Below are 16,438 nucleotides of genomic sequence, written 5' to 3'. Positions count from 1 at the left end.
CAAATTATTATGTCATCGTCTTTTTCGTTTATTAGTAGAGAAGGTTTATTGAATAAATTTAGGATCTAATATACCTAAACCACTGCCTTCAAGTTCAAACTTCACTTTTGAAACTCCATCTAAATTAACATGAACCTTTACCTTATCTTTGATTGCTCCACTATCATAAACTAATTTCCCATCTGCGTAAATTTTCAGGAAACCTATTCCGAAGGAATTAGCTGCTAATTTTTTAATTGGTGCCAAATAGGTTTCGAATCCCTTGTAATTTCCATTGGCTAAGTATTCCACTATATGGTCTTGAACTGCGCCTCCCCCATGATAACCACCAAGCTGATAGGATCGCTCAAATTTTTCACCTGTACTAATAATGACAGAGCTTGGATTGTGGAAGAAGTGGTCTTCATCACTTCCAATAGGTTTTACATCTTTTAAAGCGATGAATTTTGGAACATCCCCAATATAAACGGATTTTGTTTTCCCATCCCATGTTACTTTTTCACCTAAAGATTCAGCAATAAATCGCATTGGGACATATATCGTGCCTTGATAATTAAATCCAGATTGACCTTCTGGCGGTACTTTCTCAACCTTATCTACATAATAATTAATTGGATCCTGAAACACGCTAATCTTTTTCATGTCACTTGCTGCTTCCGTTGTTGAAAAGTAGGTAAAAGTCAAACCTCCTACTATAAAAAACCCTAAGTAACTAGTTATTATAAATAGCTTTTTCATAAAATCACTCCTTAAAATAAACATAGATATATGTAATTATACCAGAAATTTCATACAGCCTTTAAAAGATTTTTATATCAGGATATTTTTTAAATTTATTTGTGAGCAATTATACGATTAATGGCAAAAACTCAATCCAATTAATGGATCGAGTTTTACTTTTTAATTATCGAATAACTTTCTTCTTAAAAATAGACGGTAGAACCTCTAATAACCGTTCACGTGTAATGGGATCACAATGATTCCATATAAAATCTATGAAATGAGTCTTACCAGGAGCTAGCTCAATTAACGTGGCGATTTGTGGGCAATGAGTAATCGTTAGTAATTCTTGGGGGGAAGCCAAAATAAAATTACGCTCTCCAGCATAGTGGTTTATTTGATGCTGCTGAATTTCTATCCATGCTCGCCCTTGCTCGATTAGCTGCATTACCTTAGGAATAGGACGAAAGCCAAGAGATTCATACAAGCTTGCAGCCAATCCGGTCTGACACATAACATAATATTTAGTATCTAACTTGAGATAAACAGTAGCCGTCTCCCCAGCAACATAAACATCTGCTAATTGCCTACGTACCAATCTTACTTTGTTCTCATATGTAGAAATCCACTTCTCTGCCGCTTTACTCCGTTCAAATAGTTTAGCGATATATCGTAACCGCTCAAATAGACTAAACTTGCTATTCAGTATAATAGTAGGAGCAATCGCATCTAGTTTCTGCAAATCATGTTCAGGATGAAAATAGCTAAGCAATAATAACTCTGGCTGCAGCTGTGCGATTTTATCCGGATCTACCCAATGCCCAATACTATGAATGTTCCTTAATTTATTGTGATAAACCACGTTATCTTTCATGATTGAGATGGCCGCCCCTATAGGAGGTATGCCTAGAACAAGTAATTCCCCAAGTGTAAATTTGCCATCAGTCACAATACGTGTTGCATCTTTAGGAACATGAATCTTTCTACCAAATGAATCGATAACTGTTCTTTCTGGAGTATGAAGTTGAATGTTTGCATATTCACGTGGGGTGTTTCCGGTTAATTTATGAAAGCATCGACTAAAATAATATTCATCCTTAAACCCAATTTGTCGAGCTATTTTTCTCAATGGCTCAGTTGAATTACTTAGAATTTTTTTTGCCTGGTTTATACGTACATGAGTCAAATAATCCGTCGGCTTTTTACCGGTCAATATTTTAAATTTTTGACTATATTGCCATCTTACCATTCCAGCCATGTTAGCTAATTGTTCAACTGTCAAGTCCTCATCATAGTGCTGTTCTATGTACTGTACAGTTTGTTGAACCAATTTTGTCTTTTCTTCGTGCTGTAACTGGTTAGCTTGTTCATCTAACTGAACCATCATAGCTAGTATTTGCTGAAGTCTACCTTGCAACATGGCCATTTCTAATGTGGATAGAGAGGAACAAAATTGATTATTGTTCGATGCTTCATTTCCTAATACCTGCTTGACTTGAGAAAACAACAGATGATAGGGATAACCATGAAGCAGGGGTGGATGAGCAATTCGGTTCAAAGTCATTCCTTCTACTTCAAAGGTTTCAAAGGTAAAGCGAGCAAGCTGTGCCTCTTTGTTACTTGACTCTACCGTGTAGCTTTGTATAGGCAAAATGAGCGTACAGCTTCCTTGTCGTAGATCGATTGCCATTTTGTCTACATACAGTCGTATGGCAGGACTGAGTGCTATCAATAATGTGCATAAATTTGTTTCATGATTATTTATTCCCTCATTATGGCTAGTAGCTGACATTAATCGATCAACTTGAAATCGATCATAGTGTTGTAGTCTAATATATAAGGATGTCAGATTCATAAGCAACTCTCCAAACATTGAAAATGATTCTCATTATCGTCATTGTAACATATAATGACCCACTATCAACGATTGTTCGAGTATGTGCTATTTAGAATACTAGCTGTTTAAAAATTGATTGGACGGATACAATTTTTACTGTTTGCGCATCCACTCTGGTAGCTTTTGGAACAATTGCTTCAAAGCTAATAAATTATCTGTATTCCATTCATTAGGAACAACATAAACTTTTCCCTTTTTGACAGCAGGCAAAGTTCCCCATATCGGGCTTTGTAGCAGCCGATCAGCTTCTGCTTCACTTTCACTATCCTCTTGTACAATTACAAACAAATGATCACCAGCAAACTCAGGAAGCACCTCTTCGGAAACCTCTAGGAAAGATACCCCTTCTACATCAATAATATTCTTTTGTACTGCTGGTGGGACAGCAAAGCCATTTTTCCCATAAATAATAGCACCTAGGCTACGATCACCCATAACATAAAGCGTCTTTCCTAGCTGATAGAAAACTGTTGCGGTTTCCCCTTCTGTTAATTGAAACTTGTCAAACATTTCTTTAGACTCTGTTTCAAACTTAGCAAGCAATTGAGCTACTTCTTCCTGCTTATCTAGGATATTCCCCATCTCTTTTACTCGTTCTGTATAAGGAAGAGCAGGATTAAAGGGAATCGTAGTAGCGATTTTTGACAATTCTTCATTAAGATTTGGATCCGCCTTGTAATAGCCATTAATAATCAAATCAGGTTTTAAAGTCAAAATCGTCTCTAAGTCAGCAGGATTACCAATATCAACGATCCCTTCAAGTTTGCCTTCATAGTAACTAGGAGAATCTTTAGGAAGATTATTACCAACAACGGGAATATCCATCGCCAAGAAATCACCAATTGTCTGACCAATATAAACGACTCGTTTTGGATTTGCAGGTATTTCAACCTGTTCACCTGTAATCGTTGTATATTGAACAGTTGACTCACTTTCCTCTGCTTTCACATCAGATTGAGTTATTTTCTCGTTTTCCTTTTTCTGCGCATCAGATGTGTTGCCATTAGAACTACATGCCGCTAATATCATTAGCAACAGAAGGAAACTCCCCCATAGTATAATTCTCTTTCCTATATATTGCTTCATATTTGTTGCCCCTTTCAGATTTACCTTTAATTGAAAATGATTATCATTTACAGAGTTATTATAGATTTTATGAAAGGGCGAAACAATGAAAAAAACGCAATAATTTATTTGGATAAATGTCAATAATCAGGATTATGAATGCCTTTTGGTTTTTTTAGTGAAGAATTATTCATTTTAGGGTTTATTCTATTTCGACTATATGATCAATTAGAATCTCAAGAGAGAAAATGGGGAAATGTAAGCATAAGTATTAGCTCCCTATAGAAAAAAAGAAACCATTTCAGTGGTTTCTTTTCATATTAACAAGCTGTTAATTACTATTCTATTTGATTTCTTCAGCGAGCTCTAAAATAATTCCTTCTGGCCCACGAACGTAGCATAGTTTATAGGCGTTTTCGTACCTATAAATGTCACTAATAAGTTCTGCGCCCTTCTTTGTCAATTTGTTAACGAGGGCTTCAATATCTTCAACATTGAAGGCAATATGCTGGATACCCAAAGTATTTGCTAAAGGATGCTGGATGCCTATTTCATTTGATGGCGCGTTAAATTTTACTAGTTCAATATTCGTCTCACCGTCTGGCGTTCGCAGCATTACTATTTCTATATTTGCGTCACTATCTGACGTTCGCAATTTTGCAACGTCCTCTTTTATATCTTGAAGCCCTATTACCCGCTCCATCCTCTTCACCCATTCACCCTCCACTTTTCCTTCCCCTAACACCTCAAGGCCAAAGTCAAGAAAAAATGCTTTCGCTGCAGGAAGATCATTGACGATTATCCCCACATGGTCAATCTTACGGATTTTCATATTTCAAACCACCTTTCTCCTATTTGAATAATTTCTTTTTAATTGCAGAATCCTAAGTCTTAATTATTTTTATCGTATATGATGATTGTCCTTTTTACGAATAAAAACGCTTTAAAACCCCTATCTGAAACATCCTTCTAAACAATTTTTAATTTATGGCGGGTACTCGAATAAGAATAGAAAAAAAGAAGCCCATTAAAATAGGCTTCTCTTACACTTATAAATAAAGGATTTTTACTAGGTAATCTTTTTCACCCCATGAACCGTAGCTTTTAAAGGGGGAAAATCCCCAACACTACACAGACAATAATCATGACAATTGTAGAACCGAATGCCCACTTTAAGAAGATACGTTGTAGTGTTCCGAAATCCTCTCCAACCATTCCTACTAATAAATACGTAGAGGGAACAAGCGGACTTAGAAGGTGTACTGGCATACCTAAAAGAGAAGCTCTACCGATTAGGGCTGGATCAATGCCATATACTGCTCCTGCCTTTGCAAGTAACGGCAGTACTCCATAGTAAAAGGCATCATTAGACATAAAAAATGTAAAAGGTGCGCTGAGAATGGCTGTAACAACAGCAAAATGAGAACCCATTGCATCTGGAATATAATGAATCACTGAGTTTGCCATTGCATCTACCATTGATGTACCTGAAAGAATGCCTGTAAATATCCCAGCTGCAAAAACCATAGAAACAACAGATAATGCATTGTCAGCATAATTCGCAACACGTTCCTTCTGATCTTTCAATTTTGGATAGTTTACAGTAATCGCAATCGCAAAACCAAGCATGAATAATGCAACAGGTGGTAATAACTCCATAATTAACGCTACTAAAAGAACAATTGTCAAAGTATAGTTAAAGATAATTAGTTTTGGACGTTTCAAATAGTCATCTTCGACTGTAGCAGCAGACTGAGCTGCCGCTTCATAATCATATTCTATAATACCAATCCGCTTTCTTTCCTGTCTTCCGAACGTAAATGCCATGAACAGAACAAAGATAGCCCCGCCAATCATCGCTGGAATCACTGGTGTAAAAACCTCAGACATTTCCAGATTCAAGGCTGTCATAACCCTTGCTGTTGGTCCTCCCCAAGGTAGAAGGTTCATCACACCCGAAGCTGAAACGGCAATACCAGCTAATACAATTGGTCGCATGCCAATTCTTTTATAAAGCGGTAGAAAGGCAGAAATAGTAATCATGTATGTTGTCGTACCATCACCATCTAAAGAAATAAAAAGGGCTAATACGGCTGTTCCGATAGCAATTTTTACAGGATCCCCTTTTACTAGCCTAAGAATCGTTTTAATGATTGGATCAAATACGCCAGCATCGATCAAAATACCAAAGAAAAGAATTGCAAATAAAATCATAATCCCTGTTGGAGCGACACTTTTAATCCCATCCAACATCATAGGTCCCATTTCACTTCCGAATCCACCAATAACTGCGAACGTAATTGGCACTACAATTAATGCAATCATTGCTGTAAGACGGCCCGTCATAATCAAAATCATAAATACTATTATCATTAAAAAACCTAAAATTGCTAGCATAATACTCCCCCCAAATGCTTCGTGAAGTTATTTATTAATTCGTTAAATAACTAATTTTCCGAATATTACACCTTATAATAAATTAACATCGACCAAATGTAATCGTTTACAAATTAATGTTTATTAATTTCTTTATAGCTATTTTGTACATTTTGTTCACGAAAAGCATTGTATACCTGTCTATTTTTGATAAACAAAAAAAGAGGCTAACCTTGGACTATGTATTCTCTCCAACATCGTATAAGACGATAGAAAGGAAAACACATAGATCTCAATAGTCAACCTAATAAAGCAAATATATTACTATGCATAATAAGAATAAATTTACTCAGTAAATCTCCAATAATTTCTCATATTTCTTATTTTCATCATCAAGAAATCTAGATGTATCTCTACTGTTCATATAAAAATCTTCCCACATATACGTCTGCAAAGTTTGTTTCCATTCTTTAGTTTTGACCATTTTTGCAAATGTCGTCTCCCAGAATTCGATTTCCTTTTTTGACATATTAGGTGGTCCCATAATACCGCGCCAGTGTTTAAAAACTACATTTATTCCCTCTTCCTTCCATGTAGGAATTTCTGGGAGCTCCTTTAAACGTTTCTCCGAGGAAATGACAAGCAATTGTACCTGATTCAAATCATAATATTTTTTAGCCTCGGACAAAGTCATCGTTGCCACATCTATTTGCTTTTTTAATAATGCATCAACAACTTCATCACTATTCTCATAAACTAAAAAATCTAGTTTTTCAGGATGCACTCCTGCCTGTTTACTCGCTAATACAAAAGAAATTTGATCATCATTGCCTAATCTCGGAGAAACTCCTATTTTATACGCTTGAGGTGTTTCTTTGAGCTCTTCCATTAAACCTTTTGCACTTTTTATTTCTGAATCCTTGGAGACAATTACGACATTCCATTCTGTAGCCAATGTGGCAATGGGTGTAAAATCTTTGTAGGTTAGCTTACTTTGCCCCAACAAATGATTGGTAATGAGTAAGCTTGAATTCATTGCTAGCACATGTTTTTTTTGTTGTTTAGTATATTTCCATCCTAGCTCTCCACCAGCACCTATTTTATTCAGTACATGAATATCCTCATCAATCAAATTGTTACTCAGTAAAATATCCTGTATGGCTCTTGCTGTTTTGTCCCAACCTCCACCAATAGAGCTTGGGGCAATGAATGTTACTGTATCTGTTATTGCTTCATGCCCCTCATCTTGTGAACAACCAAAGCAAAGCATGACAACAAGCACGAAAATAAACATTATTTTTTTTCTCATTGTTCATCCCTTGTCCTTATTTTTAAGTTAACCTTGTTGTTATTCTTTATAGTAATATTTCCTCTCAGGCCTTCCAACAACTCCATATTCATGTTTTGCCGTACAGACATCAATTGAAACAAGAAACTCTAAATACCTTCTAGCAGTTGTTCGAGATGCACCGATTTGTTCACCCATCTCCTCGATGGAAATACCACCTTTTAGTTCCTTCATTACCTCTTTCACTTTTTCTAAAGTATGACGATCAACACCTGAAGGCAAGTCTTTTTGAGATGAGGACAATTGATTGGCAACACCAAAGTATTGATCAATCAATGTTTGGTCGACCTCATCACGATGACTTAGAAGTTTTTTCTTTTTTTTATATTCTTCCACCGCTTCAACAAATTTCTCCATTGTCACAGGCTTCAACAAATAGTTACTCACACCATATCTAACTGCCGTCTCCAACATCGTTTTTTCTGTTGCAGCAGTCACTATAATAATATCGATTGTTGGATAATGATCGCGAATTTTTGCTAACAAATTTGTTCCAAGATCATCGGGCATATAGATATCCAAAAAAAGCAAGTCAACTTCATATTTCTCTAGTATGTCCATCGTTTCCTTTGCATTCAATGCCTTCTGAACAACCTTTACATCTGGTACTTTATGCAAAAACTGTTCTTGCACTTGTGCAATACGAAAATCATCTTCCGCAATGACAACCTTAATCATTTTTCCCCTCTCCTTCTTTTATCTCCCTGTGCTGACATTTAGAAACCCGACTTAAAGGGAAGTACCTCCAACATCAGTAGTACTATAGATTATCTCATTGAGTAAGCTTCATTATTTCGGTAGAAATACCGTGAAAATGGCCCCACCGTTTTTGTCATTTTTTACTTCTACTGTTCCACCTAAAGATTCTACAATTTGTTTAACATTAAATAAACCGTACCCCCTATTTTTTCCTTTAGATGAACTACGTAAATCAAATATAAAATCTAACATATCTTCAGCAATTCCCTTTCCGTTATCTGCTATTTCTATAATGATATCGCTCCCAATTCCTGTAATTGAGAAAGACACCCTTCTCTCTTTTCGATCGGCTACGGCATCAAATGCATTATCAATAAGATTTCCAATGATTGTGATGATATCCGTGATTTCAATGTGACTTGGTAAGACATCTACATAACTATCAGGATCAATTTCAAAGGCAATCTTCTTTTCCGATGCATTACCCAGTTTCCCTAATAATATAGCTTGAACATTTATATCTTGAATTTGATTAAATAGAATTCGGTTTTGGTGTTGGTGATTGGCTGACTCCTTTTGTATAAATTCAAACGCATCCTGATATCTCTCTAATTGGATTAATCCTGATAATAAGTAAAGTTTATTTGAGTACTCATGCGTTTGTGCACGAAGTCCCTCAGAATATGCGCGAACCTCTGTGATCGTATCAATAAGCTTTTTAAGCTCCGTTTTATCACGAAAACTAGAAACCACACCCATAATCTTTTCATTTTCGATAATGGGAATAAAATTAAAAATAAATACTTTATCATTAATTAATATCTCTACATTATGAATGGGCTTACCTTTCTGTAATACATGATCGATATTAATTGCTGGTAAGACAAATTGGATATGTTCACCAATAGAGGATTCATCCTTGAGGTTCAACATTGAACTAGCAGAATTGTTGATTAAGGTTAAGAAACCCTTTTGATCGATTGCAATGATTCCTTCCTTTACTGATAACAGAATGGCACTTCTTTCTCTATATAGTGAGGAGATTTCATGCGGTTCCAATCCCATAGTATCTTTTCTAATACTTTTGGTTAAAAAAATACCACCAATGATTCCTAAAATTAAAACAATCAGAGAAGCAATGAGAATGGACTTAATTCGTTTATAAATATTTTGAAAGATTTCTTTTTCTGCGTATTCAACCGCTACGGTCCCAATTACACGAGTATATTCTCCATTGTCTGCTATGATAGGAACCTTTCCTATTAAAACAGAACCACTCTCTCGTTCCAATTCAAAATTATTAGAACCACCAAATATTAACCCATAATTATTTGTATGGTCAAAACTCTTCTGACCAACCTGACTTGGGCTTCTGTGCGAATAAATAATCTTCTCCCGATCTTCAATAATAATATTTTCTGCATTTACCTGATCTATTACTTGCTCAGCAATTGGACGAAAACGTAGCTCTAAATCACTTTTCCCAATGGATTCTTTAAGTTCTGGCATAAGAGAGATTGTCATAGCCGTTTGCAATGCCAATTGTTTAACTTGAGTCCTTGCATCGACATATTGTAAATAAGCAAATATACTGGCGAGCAGAAAAACAATAAAAAGAATTAACGTGCTAATCAGTCCCAATATTTTTGTTTGTAATGGTATCTTTTTTTTGTTCAATATACTTAACCTTCACCCTTTTCAACTAGTATAATTCATATAACTTTCATCCTTCTTTTATTTAAATCCCTTTGTTGCCATATTTAAGAGAATATAACTTAGCTCATGGTAATATGACTGTTATGATTGTTTCAACTAGAAAAATCATAAGAACTTACTAAATATGAGAGGAAAACCTAGTTTGAATCCAGCTTAATTTCTAGATTATACTATATTTCAAAGGAATTTTAGAATGCATAAAATTCTTCCACCAAAATCGGTGGAAGGTTTATGTAAATCAATAATAAAATCTTATACACACATCAGGAAAGTCCTGTTGTTAATCCATGCTTATACGCTAAGTCTCCATTTTGTATTCTTGGTCAAAATAAACTTGTGATTTGATATTGGATTTCGGCGTTCAGGATGAAAATAGAATAAACATGAATTTATTACTATCATTAAAATAAAGATGCTCCTCTTATTACAGAAATGCGCCAATGTCTGATATCTCCATTGAAACTTCCCCTAATTTTTATTTTTTCCCTCCTTATAGTTTGAAAGAGTTCAAAAAAGGTTATAAAACACTATAACAAAATATTTAAAATACAAAATAGGAGATGGATAGTATGAGTTTCATTTGGTTTTTAATAATTGGCGGGCTTATCGGTTGGCTTGCAGGTATAATTTTGGGTAAAGATATCCCAGGTGGAATTATTGGTAATATTATTGCAGGTATTATCGGAGCATGGATAGGTGGTATGCTTCTTGGAAGTTGGGGTCCTAAAATTTCTGATTTCTATATCTTCCCTGCCCTCATTGGAGCAATTATACTAGTTTTCATTTTGAGTTTAATTCTGAAATCATTGCGTAATGCTTCGTAAGCTAAATAGATCTCTTAATCTATTACTATACGATTAAGTGAATCAGATGTAACCAATAATAAATGGTGACTGTGCTTATAACAAAAAAGCGGCCTTCCACATCATATCTGTGGAGGACCGCTTTTACTTTGTTTTTAATTAACTTAACAATCCTCAGCTTCGTGAATTCAAGAAGAACAGAACAGCCTATACAACAATAGCGCCTGATTGAGGAGGATTATGCCATACAAAGCTTGATAATTAATGTTCTATAGATGTGATCCTCCACTTGCATCGAGCAATTGACCAGTTACCCAACGGCTGTCTGATGAAGCAAGAAAGGCGGCAATATCTGCCACATCCCCGGGCTCTCCCCATCTGTTGAAAATTGAAAGACCAGCCGCATATTTTTGTCCATCAAGGTTTTTCAAAGTCTCAGCATTCATTTCTGTATTAATAATCCCAGGTTGGATGGCGTTTACCGTAATATTCCGGCTCCCTAGTTGTTTGGCTAGAAGACGCGTAAACGTGTCGATTGCACCTTTGGACATACTGTACGTGAAGACGCTTGGTGAAGCTGCACGTGTCACAAAAGATGAAATATTAATAATACGCCCCCCATCTTTTAAACGTGGCAAAGCTTGCTGAGTAACAAAAAGTGGTGCTTTAACATTTATCTTCATTACCTCGTCAAATGATTCTTCCGTCGTCTCTTCTAAACTGATAATTTGACCAATTCCAGCATTGTTGACAAGAATATCGAATCCGCAACCGCCCATATATTCCCGAATAGTATCATCCAAAGTAATAAATAAATCTTGAATACCATCTAGAGTACTAAGGTCAGCACCAATCGCCAAAGCATTTCCTCCGCTTTGTTCGATCTGGTGAACAACTGCTTCTGCCTCATTACGTCTTTTCCCATAATGAACGACGACAAAGGCTCCCTCTTGTGCCAGACGCAATGCAATACTGCGGCCAATTCCTCGACTTGATCCTGTAACTAAAGCGATTTTGCCTGTTAACTTACCCATGCTTCCATCTCCTTGTTCAAACATAGTTAGATTACATAGAGAATTATATCAAGGGACATTATTTGAAATGTTGCTCTCTTATTCGGTTTCAAGGGGTGTTTCGTTATGGATAAAAACACCCCTTTAGATTAATAGTATCCAAAGGGGTAAAATGGTGTAATTTTTTTACAAACGGTATGACTTTATTTAAAGTCACCAACACATGTAGCTTTGAAATAAAGTTTGATCAAAAGCATGCTACAAACGTTGATTTTATAATGGAAGAAATCCACGCATTTTGAAAAAAGATTGATCAAAATGTGTAGGTTTTATTTTGACGTGATGAAAGTTTTTATAAAAAAGATTGATCAAAATATTTCTCTAACATTGATAGGTAATTATTTTAGCGTTTCTGAATATTTTATTTCATCATACATCTTACCTTTATTATAAACTGTACAACTTTATTTCAAATCTGCACAAGTATCATCACAACTATAATACTAAAGAGACTTAGGACATAACTAAATGGTTCCCAAACCTTTCCAAACTCTTTTTATTTTGAAACATCAAGAACAGCAACCTATACTCAAATAGGAAATGCCGTTCCACCACCCCTAGCAAAAAATTTAAAATAAAATAAGAACAATCCATCAATGACTATGGATTACTCTTATTTTAATTCTTAACTAAGTACTCTGTTTAAATTTTTGTTTTTGAGTTTATTTATTAGAGAATTCTTTAAAGAAGGAGTATTAACAATTTATTTAAACCAAACACTGTCCTCGCTCATCCAACCACCCACTCCCGCCATTTTTTTGCATATACACAATCAAAATCAATCCCACTTGAAGATACAAATTTACTAATTTGACTAAAATTCGTACCAAGACAGCCTAAAACAATCCAGCGGTTCATAAAGTCTATAAAATTCGTACCAAGAAGAAGCGTTTTTTCAATCCCTTCTTTATTAGTTTCTTCAGAGTAGATTACAGGTGAATCTTTATTTGACAAATCAAAAGCAAGAATTCCACCATTAGCAAATCTATGAAAGATCATCTTATTATTATTAAATTCTTTATTTACACCATTATTAAGTTCAAGTAATAGATCTATATCCCAACCAAAATCGCAACTTAAGCCAATATACTCTTCAGGTATTAGAATAAGCGGATTATCACCTTCAATTTCCCAAAAAATATGTAGCTTTGAAGAAAAATTAAGTATAGTTTCACGAAATGAATCTGGAAGTTTATATCCCAATTTTTCTTCAACGTTTTCTACCCTTTCTATTTCTGCGCAATCACCGCTTAAATAGCTGTCATTTTCAATGCAGTTCTCCCAAAGATTATCTAATATTTCAACTAATATATTATTCCATTTTTTCCAAATCAACAGATTTGATATTGTCAATACATCCAATCCCTTTCAATTTTAAGTAACTGTTCTTATTAGATTTTACTCATTATTAGCTTGGCTCTATGCATGTATTCTCTCTTACCATGTCTTAATGTTAAAAAACTTCCTTCATTAATTTTTAATCTTTCATCTCTCCAAATTCCAGCAGTATTAATTAATCCTTTTAAAATCCTACGATACATCGATGTAATATCTCTTTGATTTTGTAAAAAATATATACACGTTGATATCGCTTTATCTTCTCTTTCTATTTCAATCACACTAATTTCTCTTCCAAAAAGTAATTTAACTTCGGCAATCACATACTTTCTCTCTTTCACACCATCACTCAAATATACAAAACGTTTCGTACTCGAAAATTCCTTTAAGCTGCCTTGAATAATATTAATGGACTGTACTTCAGGAAAATCCTGCAACACTCTCATTACTTTAATAAACTCACCCAATTCACCATCAATCTTTACATCTGATAATACTTGCTTCTCTAATCCTCTTGTAACTTGATTTCCACCAACATCAGCTGTTGATCGTTTTAAAGAGTCATTAATAAACCGTTTCTTAGTATGCTCATCCTCAAAATCACGTTTCTTATTGGAATTTCTACGAAGCTTAGTTATTTTAGGCATCTGAGTATATTCATGCTTTTGATTATCCATTTCGACAACATCAAAGTCATCGCTTGTTCCTTGCATTTCTTCATCTAATAATAATTCATCTTGTGAACCACTTAGCTTTTTCTTATTATGTAATGTATATTTCTTAGGCTCACTTGATTTTTCAGATTGAACTACTTCAGGATGCTCAAATGAGATTTCATTATAAGGAATATGTTTATTCTTCACACTTACAACACGTAAAATTGTGCCACCGTTTATATTAGGTTTCACTATCGCTTTAATACTAATTGGCTGTTTAAATGACCAATCAAACTTTAAAATCCCAGTGTTGTTAAATGTAAATGCTACATTTTCAAATACATTTCTTAAATCTTGATTTGTAAGCAGCCATACAAGTTGGTAAAGAAAATTTGATTGAGTATATTTTGGGTGATATTGCGATGAAAAATGCAAATGAATTTTATTACTCTCATAGTTCTCTATAAAATATTGAGGAAAAGAATTCGCCTCAAAGAGCCTATATAATAAAAAACGATTCGGTGCTAAAATGCTACGAACCACTTCAATTAAGGGCAAGATATAACTCTGATTCCTTTGCTTTACAATAAAGCTCCTTGAAACATCTTTATCATTAGTCCCTTGCACACGCCATTCCTTTTCATAAATAGCAACATTGTTTGGATAAATGGTGATTTCTACTTCCTCTGTTTCTTCAGGGGGCGTACTTTTTCTAATATCACCATCAATATAATAATGTTGAATGGCCAGTACTGGAAGTGTTCCCCAATCAACTAATAATTCTTCGGTTTTTCCACCTTCTCTAAAGTAGGCATACATCATTACTTTCTTTTCATAGTGGAAAGGAGAGCTAATCCAGATTAATTGTGCTTGCTCTCCCTCTTTAAATGGCCAATTTTTTAGTTTAACTTGTTGTTCACTCATTTTTGGTTCACTTCCTGCTTCATTTCAATATAACGTTTTAATCGAGGTTTTATTTCATGAAAATGATGTGATTTAATTGCTGCAACTCTCTGGATTCGCCATAAATCAATTGTGCTGTTCTGCTTTAATAATTCATCAATAATCTTATAACACCGACGTAATTGAAACTCTGGAACAGACTCGGTAATATCGTGCAATAACTTATTTGTTTTTGGTAACTTATCTAAATGACGCTCTAAATTGGCTAATATACCTAATCGTCTGCCTAAAACGGATTTTGTTATTCTAATGGGCTTAGGTTCTTGTATTAGTTTCAGATATAATCTTTTTATTCGCTGAACATATTGCTGATCGCGTTTCGACCAGTTCACAGATGTTGCTGGTTTATTCTGTCTTTGTACTTTAGGCAACATGCTTTCTAAATAGCTTTTTTCATTACGATATAAATACATGTATTGCTTTGGAAATTTTTCTCGTAATTCAGTACGGGATAGTCCTGGATTCTGTCGAATTTCATTTAACAACTCTTTTTTGTATTGACTCAATTTATTAACACTTGCTGTTTGTTTTAATTCGACACTTCCACTTAAATACCTTTTGATTGTTTTAGAATCTACCCCTAAATTTTTTGCCATCGCTCGAATGCTCAATTTTTCTAGTGCAAGAGTTTTTAATTTTTCTATCCATACACCACCAAATGCCTTTACTCGACCTAGTTCAAACATATCCGTTGTTTGCTTTCTTGCATAAATAAAACCACATGAACATGTAAATGTACCAATCAAAATTTTGGATTTATAGTCTTTGGTCACTTCTATCTTCAGAATTATTAGTTGCTGGTAATGCGATGCAGCCTTATTTAAACAGGGGAATGGTCCTTTACCAAAAGCACCTATGTCTTTCGTAAGCACAACAAGATCCTCTATATCGTGCTTTAAAAAATAAATAAAGAGCAAATGACGAAATGGATGTACATGACGCTTCATATTACGAGTTAATACCTTTAGCCAATTATATTCATCTTCCTCACTTAACTCGCTTTGATAGCATTTTAAAAAGCCACTTGAAAATATAATTTTAAAAATTTGATACAACTCATGCTGACGAACCCGATTCGAAGCTGTTATTAAATTATGATCTCGTAACAATGCTTTATATTTAAAATTAATGTCTTCCTTTGAAAGTGAGTGCAACGGTAAATGAAGCAATTTGTAGGCCTGCTTTGCTAAATATACTGATATTTCTTTATGTGGATCAATCTCATATAACTCTGATAAATTCATATGATTTAATTCGAAACGAATATACTCAATGCGACTATCTTGGATTACGGGGTATTCTCTTAATAGAACTTCATGGTGAGGACAATAATCTATTCCTTGTAGTTGATGCTCCCGATGAATATACGGTTCTCCATATTGCTCTGTATTTGATTTTGCACAAATAGCACAATAATAGATACCGTTTTTAATACAAATGCTTCCAGCGACTATTCCTAGCCTTGTATAAAGTCCCCTACCATCTTTTTTTACATCGTTTAATATTTCTTGTTGACGCTGCTTCGACAAAAATGAAGCATAATAAGGATAAATTGTGTGGTTAGCCAATAGCGACTCTACAGAATAATGAGCACCTAGTTTTTCTGCTAAAACAGAAAAATAGCTACCAATTCCTACACTCGGTATCACAGAACGATTGTCAAACAACTCTTCCAACGTATCTTTACAATCAATATTGCCACTATAGAAATGATACCGGGCAATTGCTGAATAAATTAATTCATTTGGATAAGGATTTGTAAAAAACGGCAACATATAATGTCC

At 34.6% G+C, this 16,438-nt stretch carries 13 protein-coding genes and 1 pseudogene; 2 read left to right on the top strand and 12 right to left on the bottom strand.

The window, feature by feature from the left end; translation table 11 throughout:
• Positions 1-45 precede the first annotated feature (45 nt).
• The 8 genes from AC1RFD_RS18370 to AC1RFD_RS18335 all read right to left on the bottom strand — a co-directional run bounded on the left by AC1RFD_RS18370 (position 46) and on the right by AC1RFD_RS18335 (position 9,785).
• Positions 46-738, bottom strand: a complete 693-nt coding sequence (locus AC1RFD_RS18370) for a stalk domain-containing protein (RefSeq protein WP_066037920.1) — start codon at positions 736-738, stop codon at positions 46-48.
• A gap of 166 nt (positions 739-904) precedes the next feature.
• A complete protein-coding gene (locus tag AC1RFD_RS18365; protein WP_054549723.1) occupies positions 905-2,575 on the bottom strand; it encodes a helix-turn-helix domain-containing protein in 1,671 nt (556 codons plus the stop codon).
• Between the two features lie 135 nt (positions 2,576-2,710).
• Positions 2,711-3,703, bottom strand: coding sequence for an ABC transporter substrate-binding protein (locus tag AC1RFD_RS18360; RefSeq protein WP_048393947.1), 993 nt, complete (start codon positions 3,701-3,703; stop codon positions 2,711-2,713).
• A gap of 322 nt (positions 3,704-4,025) precedes the next feature.
• Entirely contained in the window at positions 4,026-4,514 is a 489-nt protein-coding gene (locus AC1RFD_RS18355; RefSeq protein ID WP_054549725.1) for a VOC family protein, read from the bottom strand.
• Positions 4,515-4,786: 272 nt separating this feature from the next.
• Entirely contained in the window at positions 4,787-6,079 is a 1,293-nt protein-coding gene (locus tag AC1RFD_RS18350; RefSeq protein WP_054549726.1) for a CitMHS family transporter, read from the bottom strand.
• 328 nt (positions 6,080-6,407) lie between these two features.
• Complete coding sequence (locus tag AC1RFD_RS18345) at positions 6,408-7,367, bottom strand: tripartite tricarboxylate transporter substrate binding protein (protein ID WP_054549727.1); 960 nt, start codon at positions 7,365-7,367, stop codon at positions 6,408-6,410.
• A 39-nt stretch (positions 7,368-7,406) separates the two neighbouring features.
• On the bottom strand, positions 7,407-8,084 hold the full coding sequence (locus tag AC1RFD_RS18340; RefSeq protein WP_054549728.1) for a response regulator: 678 nt from the start codon (positions 8,082-8,084) through the stop codon (positions 7,407-7,409).
• A 111-nt stretch (positions 8,085-8,195) separates the two neighbouring features.
• Positions 8,196-9,785 (bottom strand): sensor histidine kinase, encoded by a 1,590-nt coding sequence (locus AC1RFD_RS18335; protein WP_054549729.1) that lies wholly within the window; start codon positions 9,783-9,785, stop codon positions 8,196-8,198.
• Between the two features lie 605 nt (positions 9,786-10,390).
• Between AC1RFD_RS18335 and AC1RFD_RS18330 the strand changes: the two genes are divergently transcribed.
• Entirely contained in the window at positions 10,391-10,645 is a 255-nt protein-coding gene (locus AC1RFD_RS18330) for a GlsB/YeaQ/YmgE family stress response membrane protein (protein WP_016991561.1), read from the top strand.
• Positions 10,646-10,893: 248 nt separating this feature from the next.
• Here the strand turns inward: AC1RFD_RS18330 and AC1RFD_RS18325 are convergent, their stop codons facing one another.
• Positions 10,894-11,658, bottom strand: coding sequence for an SDR family oxidoreductase (locus AC1RFD_RS18325; RefSeq protein WP_416141224.1), 765 nt, complete (start codon positions 11,656-11,658; stop codon positions 10,894-10,896).
• A gap of 527 nt (positions 11,659-12,185) precedes the next feature.
• Here AC1RFD_RS18325 and AC1RFD_RS18320 point away from each other — a divergent pair.
• A pseudogene (locus AC1RFD_RS18320) lies at positions 12,186-12,275 on the top strand (DNA cytosine methyltransferase); the annotation flags it as partial.
• Between the two features lie 151 nt (positions 12,276-12,426).
• On the opposite strand, the gene AC1RFD_RS18315 reads toward AC1RFD_RS18320, so the two are convergent.
• From AC1RFD_RS18315 to AC1RFD_RS18305, 3 genes are read right to left on the bottom strand one after another with little or no spacing between them, the layout of a single operon-like run.
• Positions 12,427-13,050, bottom strand: coding sequence for an SMI1/KNR4 family protein (locus AC1RFD_RS18315; RefSeq protein ID WP_492475170.1), 624 nt, complete (start codon positions 13,048-13,050; stop codon positions 12,427-12,429).
• A gap of 38 nt (positions 13,051-13,088) precedes the next feature.
• Complete coding sequence (locus AC1RFD_RS18310) at positions 13,089-14,615, bottom strand: Tn7-like element transposition protein TnsE (protein WP_492475169.1); 1,527 nt, start codon at positions 14,613-14,615, stop codon at positions 13,089-13,091.
• The gene (locus AC1RFD_RS18305; RefSeq protein ID WP_492475168.1) at positions 14,612-16,429 is read right to left on the bottom strand and encodes a TnsD family Tn7-like transposition protein; all 1,818 of its coding nucleotides are present in this window, start codon (positions 16,427-16,429) and stop codon (positions 14,612-14,614) included. The genes AC1RFD_RS18310 and AC1RFD_RS18305 overlap by 4 nt, the downstream gene beginning before the upstream one ends.
• Between the last annotated feature and the right edge of the window lie 9 nt (positions 16,430-16,438).

The sequence above is a fragment of the Lysinibacillus sp. GW823-FHT02G10 genome (assembly GCF_058797135.1).
Note: the sequence above shows the minus strand (reverse complement) of the source record. Positions and strands in the feature narration are given on the sequence as shown.

Bases quoted from the DNA above. Each gene is read 5' to 3' on its own strand.
- AC1RFD_RS18365 (WP_054549723.1), bottom strand. From the start codon at position 2,575: ATGAATCTGACATCCTTATATATTAGACTACAACACTATGATCGATTT.
- AC1RFD_RS18310 (WP_492475169.1), bottom strand. From the start codon at position 14,615: ATGAGTGAACAACAAGTTAAACTAAAAAATTGGCCATTTAAAGAGGGA.
- AC1RFD_RS18305 (WP_492475168.1), bottom strand. From the start codon at position 16,429: ATGTTGCCGTTTTTTACAAATCCTTATCCAAATGAATTAATTTATTCA.
- AC1RFD_RS18355 (WP_054549725.1), bottom strand. From the start codon at position 4,514: ATGAAAATCCGTAAGATTGACCATGTGGGGATAATCGTCAATGATCTT.
- AC1RFD_RS18330 (WP_016991561.1), top strand. From the start codon at position 10,391: ATGAGTTTCATTTGGTTTTTAATAATTGGCGGGCTTATCGGTTGGCTT.
- AC1RFD_RS18360 (WP_048393947.1), bottom strand. From the start codon at position 3,703: ATGAAGCAATATATAGGAAAGAGAATTATACTATGGGGGAGTTTCCTT.
- AC1RFD_RS18340 (WP_054549728.1), bottom strand. From the start codon at position 8,084: ATGATTAAGGTTGTCATTGCGGAAGATGATTTTCGTATTGCACAAGTG.
- AC1RFD_RS18350 (WP_054549726.1), bottom strand. From the start codon at position 6,079: ATGCTAGCAATTTTAGGTTTTTTAATGATAATAGTATTTATGATTTTG.
- AC1RFD_RS18345 (WP_054549727.1), bottom strand. From the start codon at position 7,367: ATGAGAAAAAAAATAATGTTTATTTTCGTGCTTGTTGTCATGCTTTGC.
- AC1RFD_RS18325 (WP_416141224.1), bottom strand. From the start codon at position 11,658: ATGGGTAAGTTAACAGGCAAAATCGCTTTAGTTACAGGATCAAGTCGA.
- AC1RFD_RS18370 (WP_066037920.1), bottom strand. From the start codon at position 738: ATGAAAAAGCTATTTATAATAACTAGTTACTTAGGGTTTTTTATAGTA.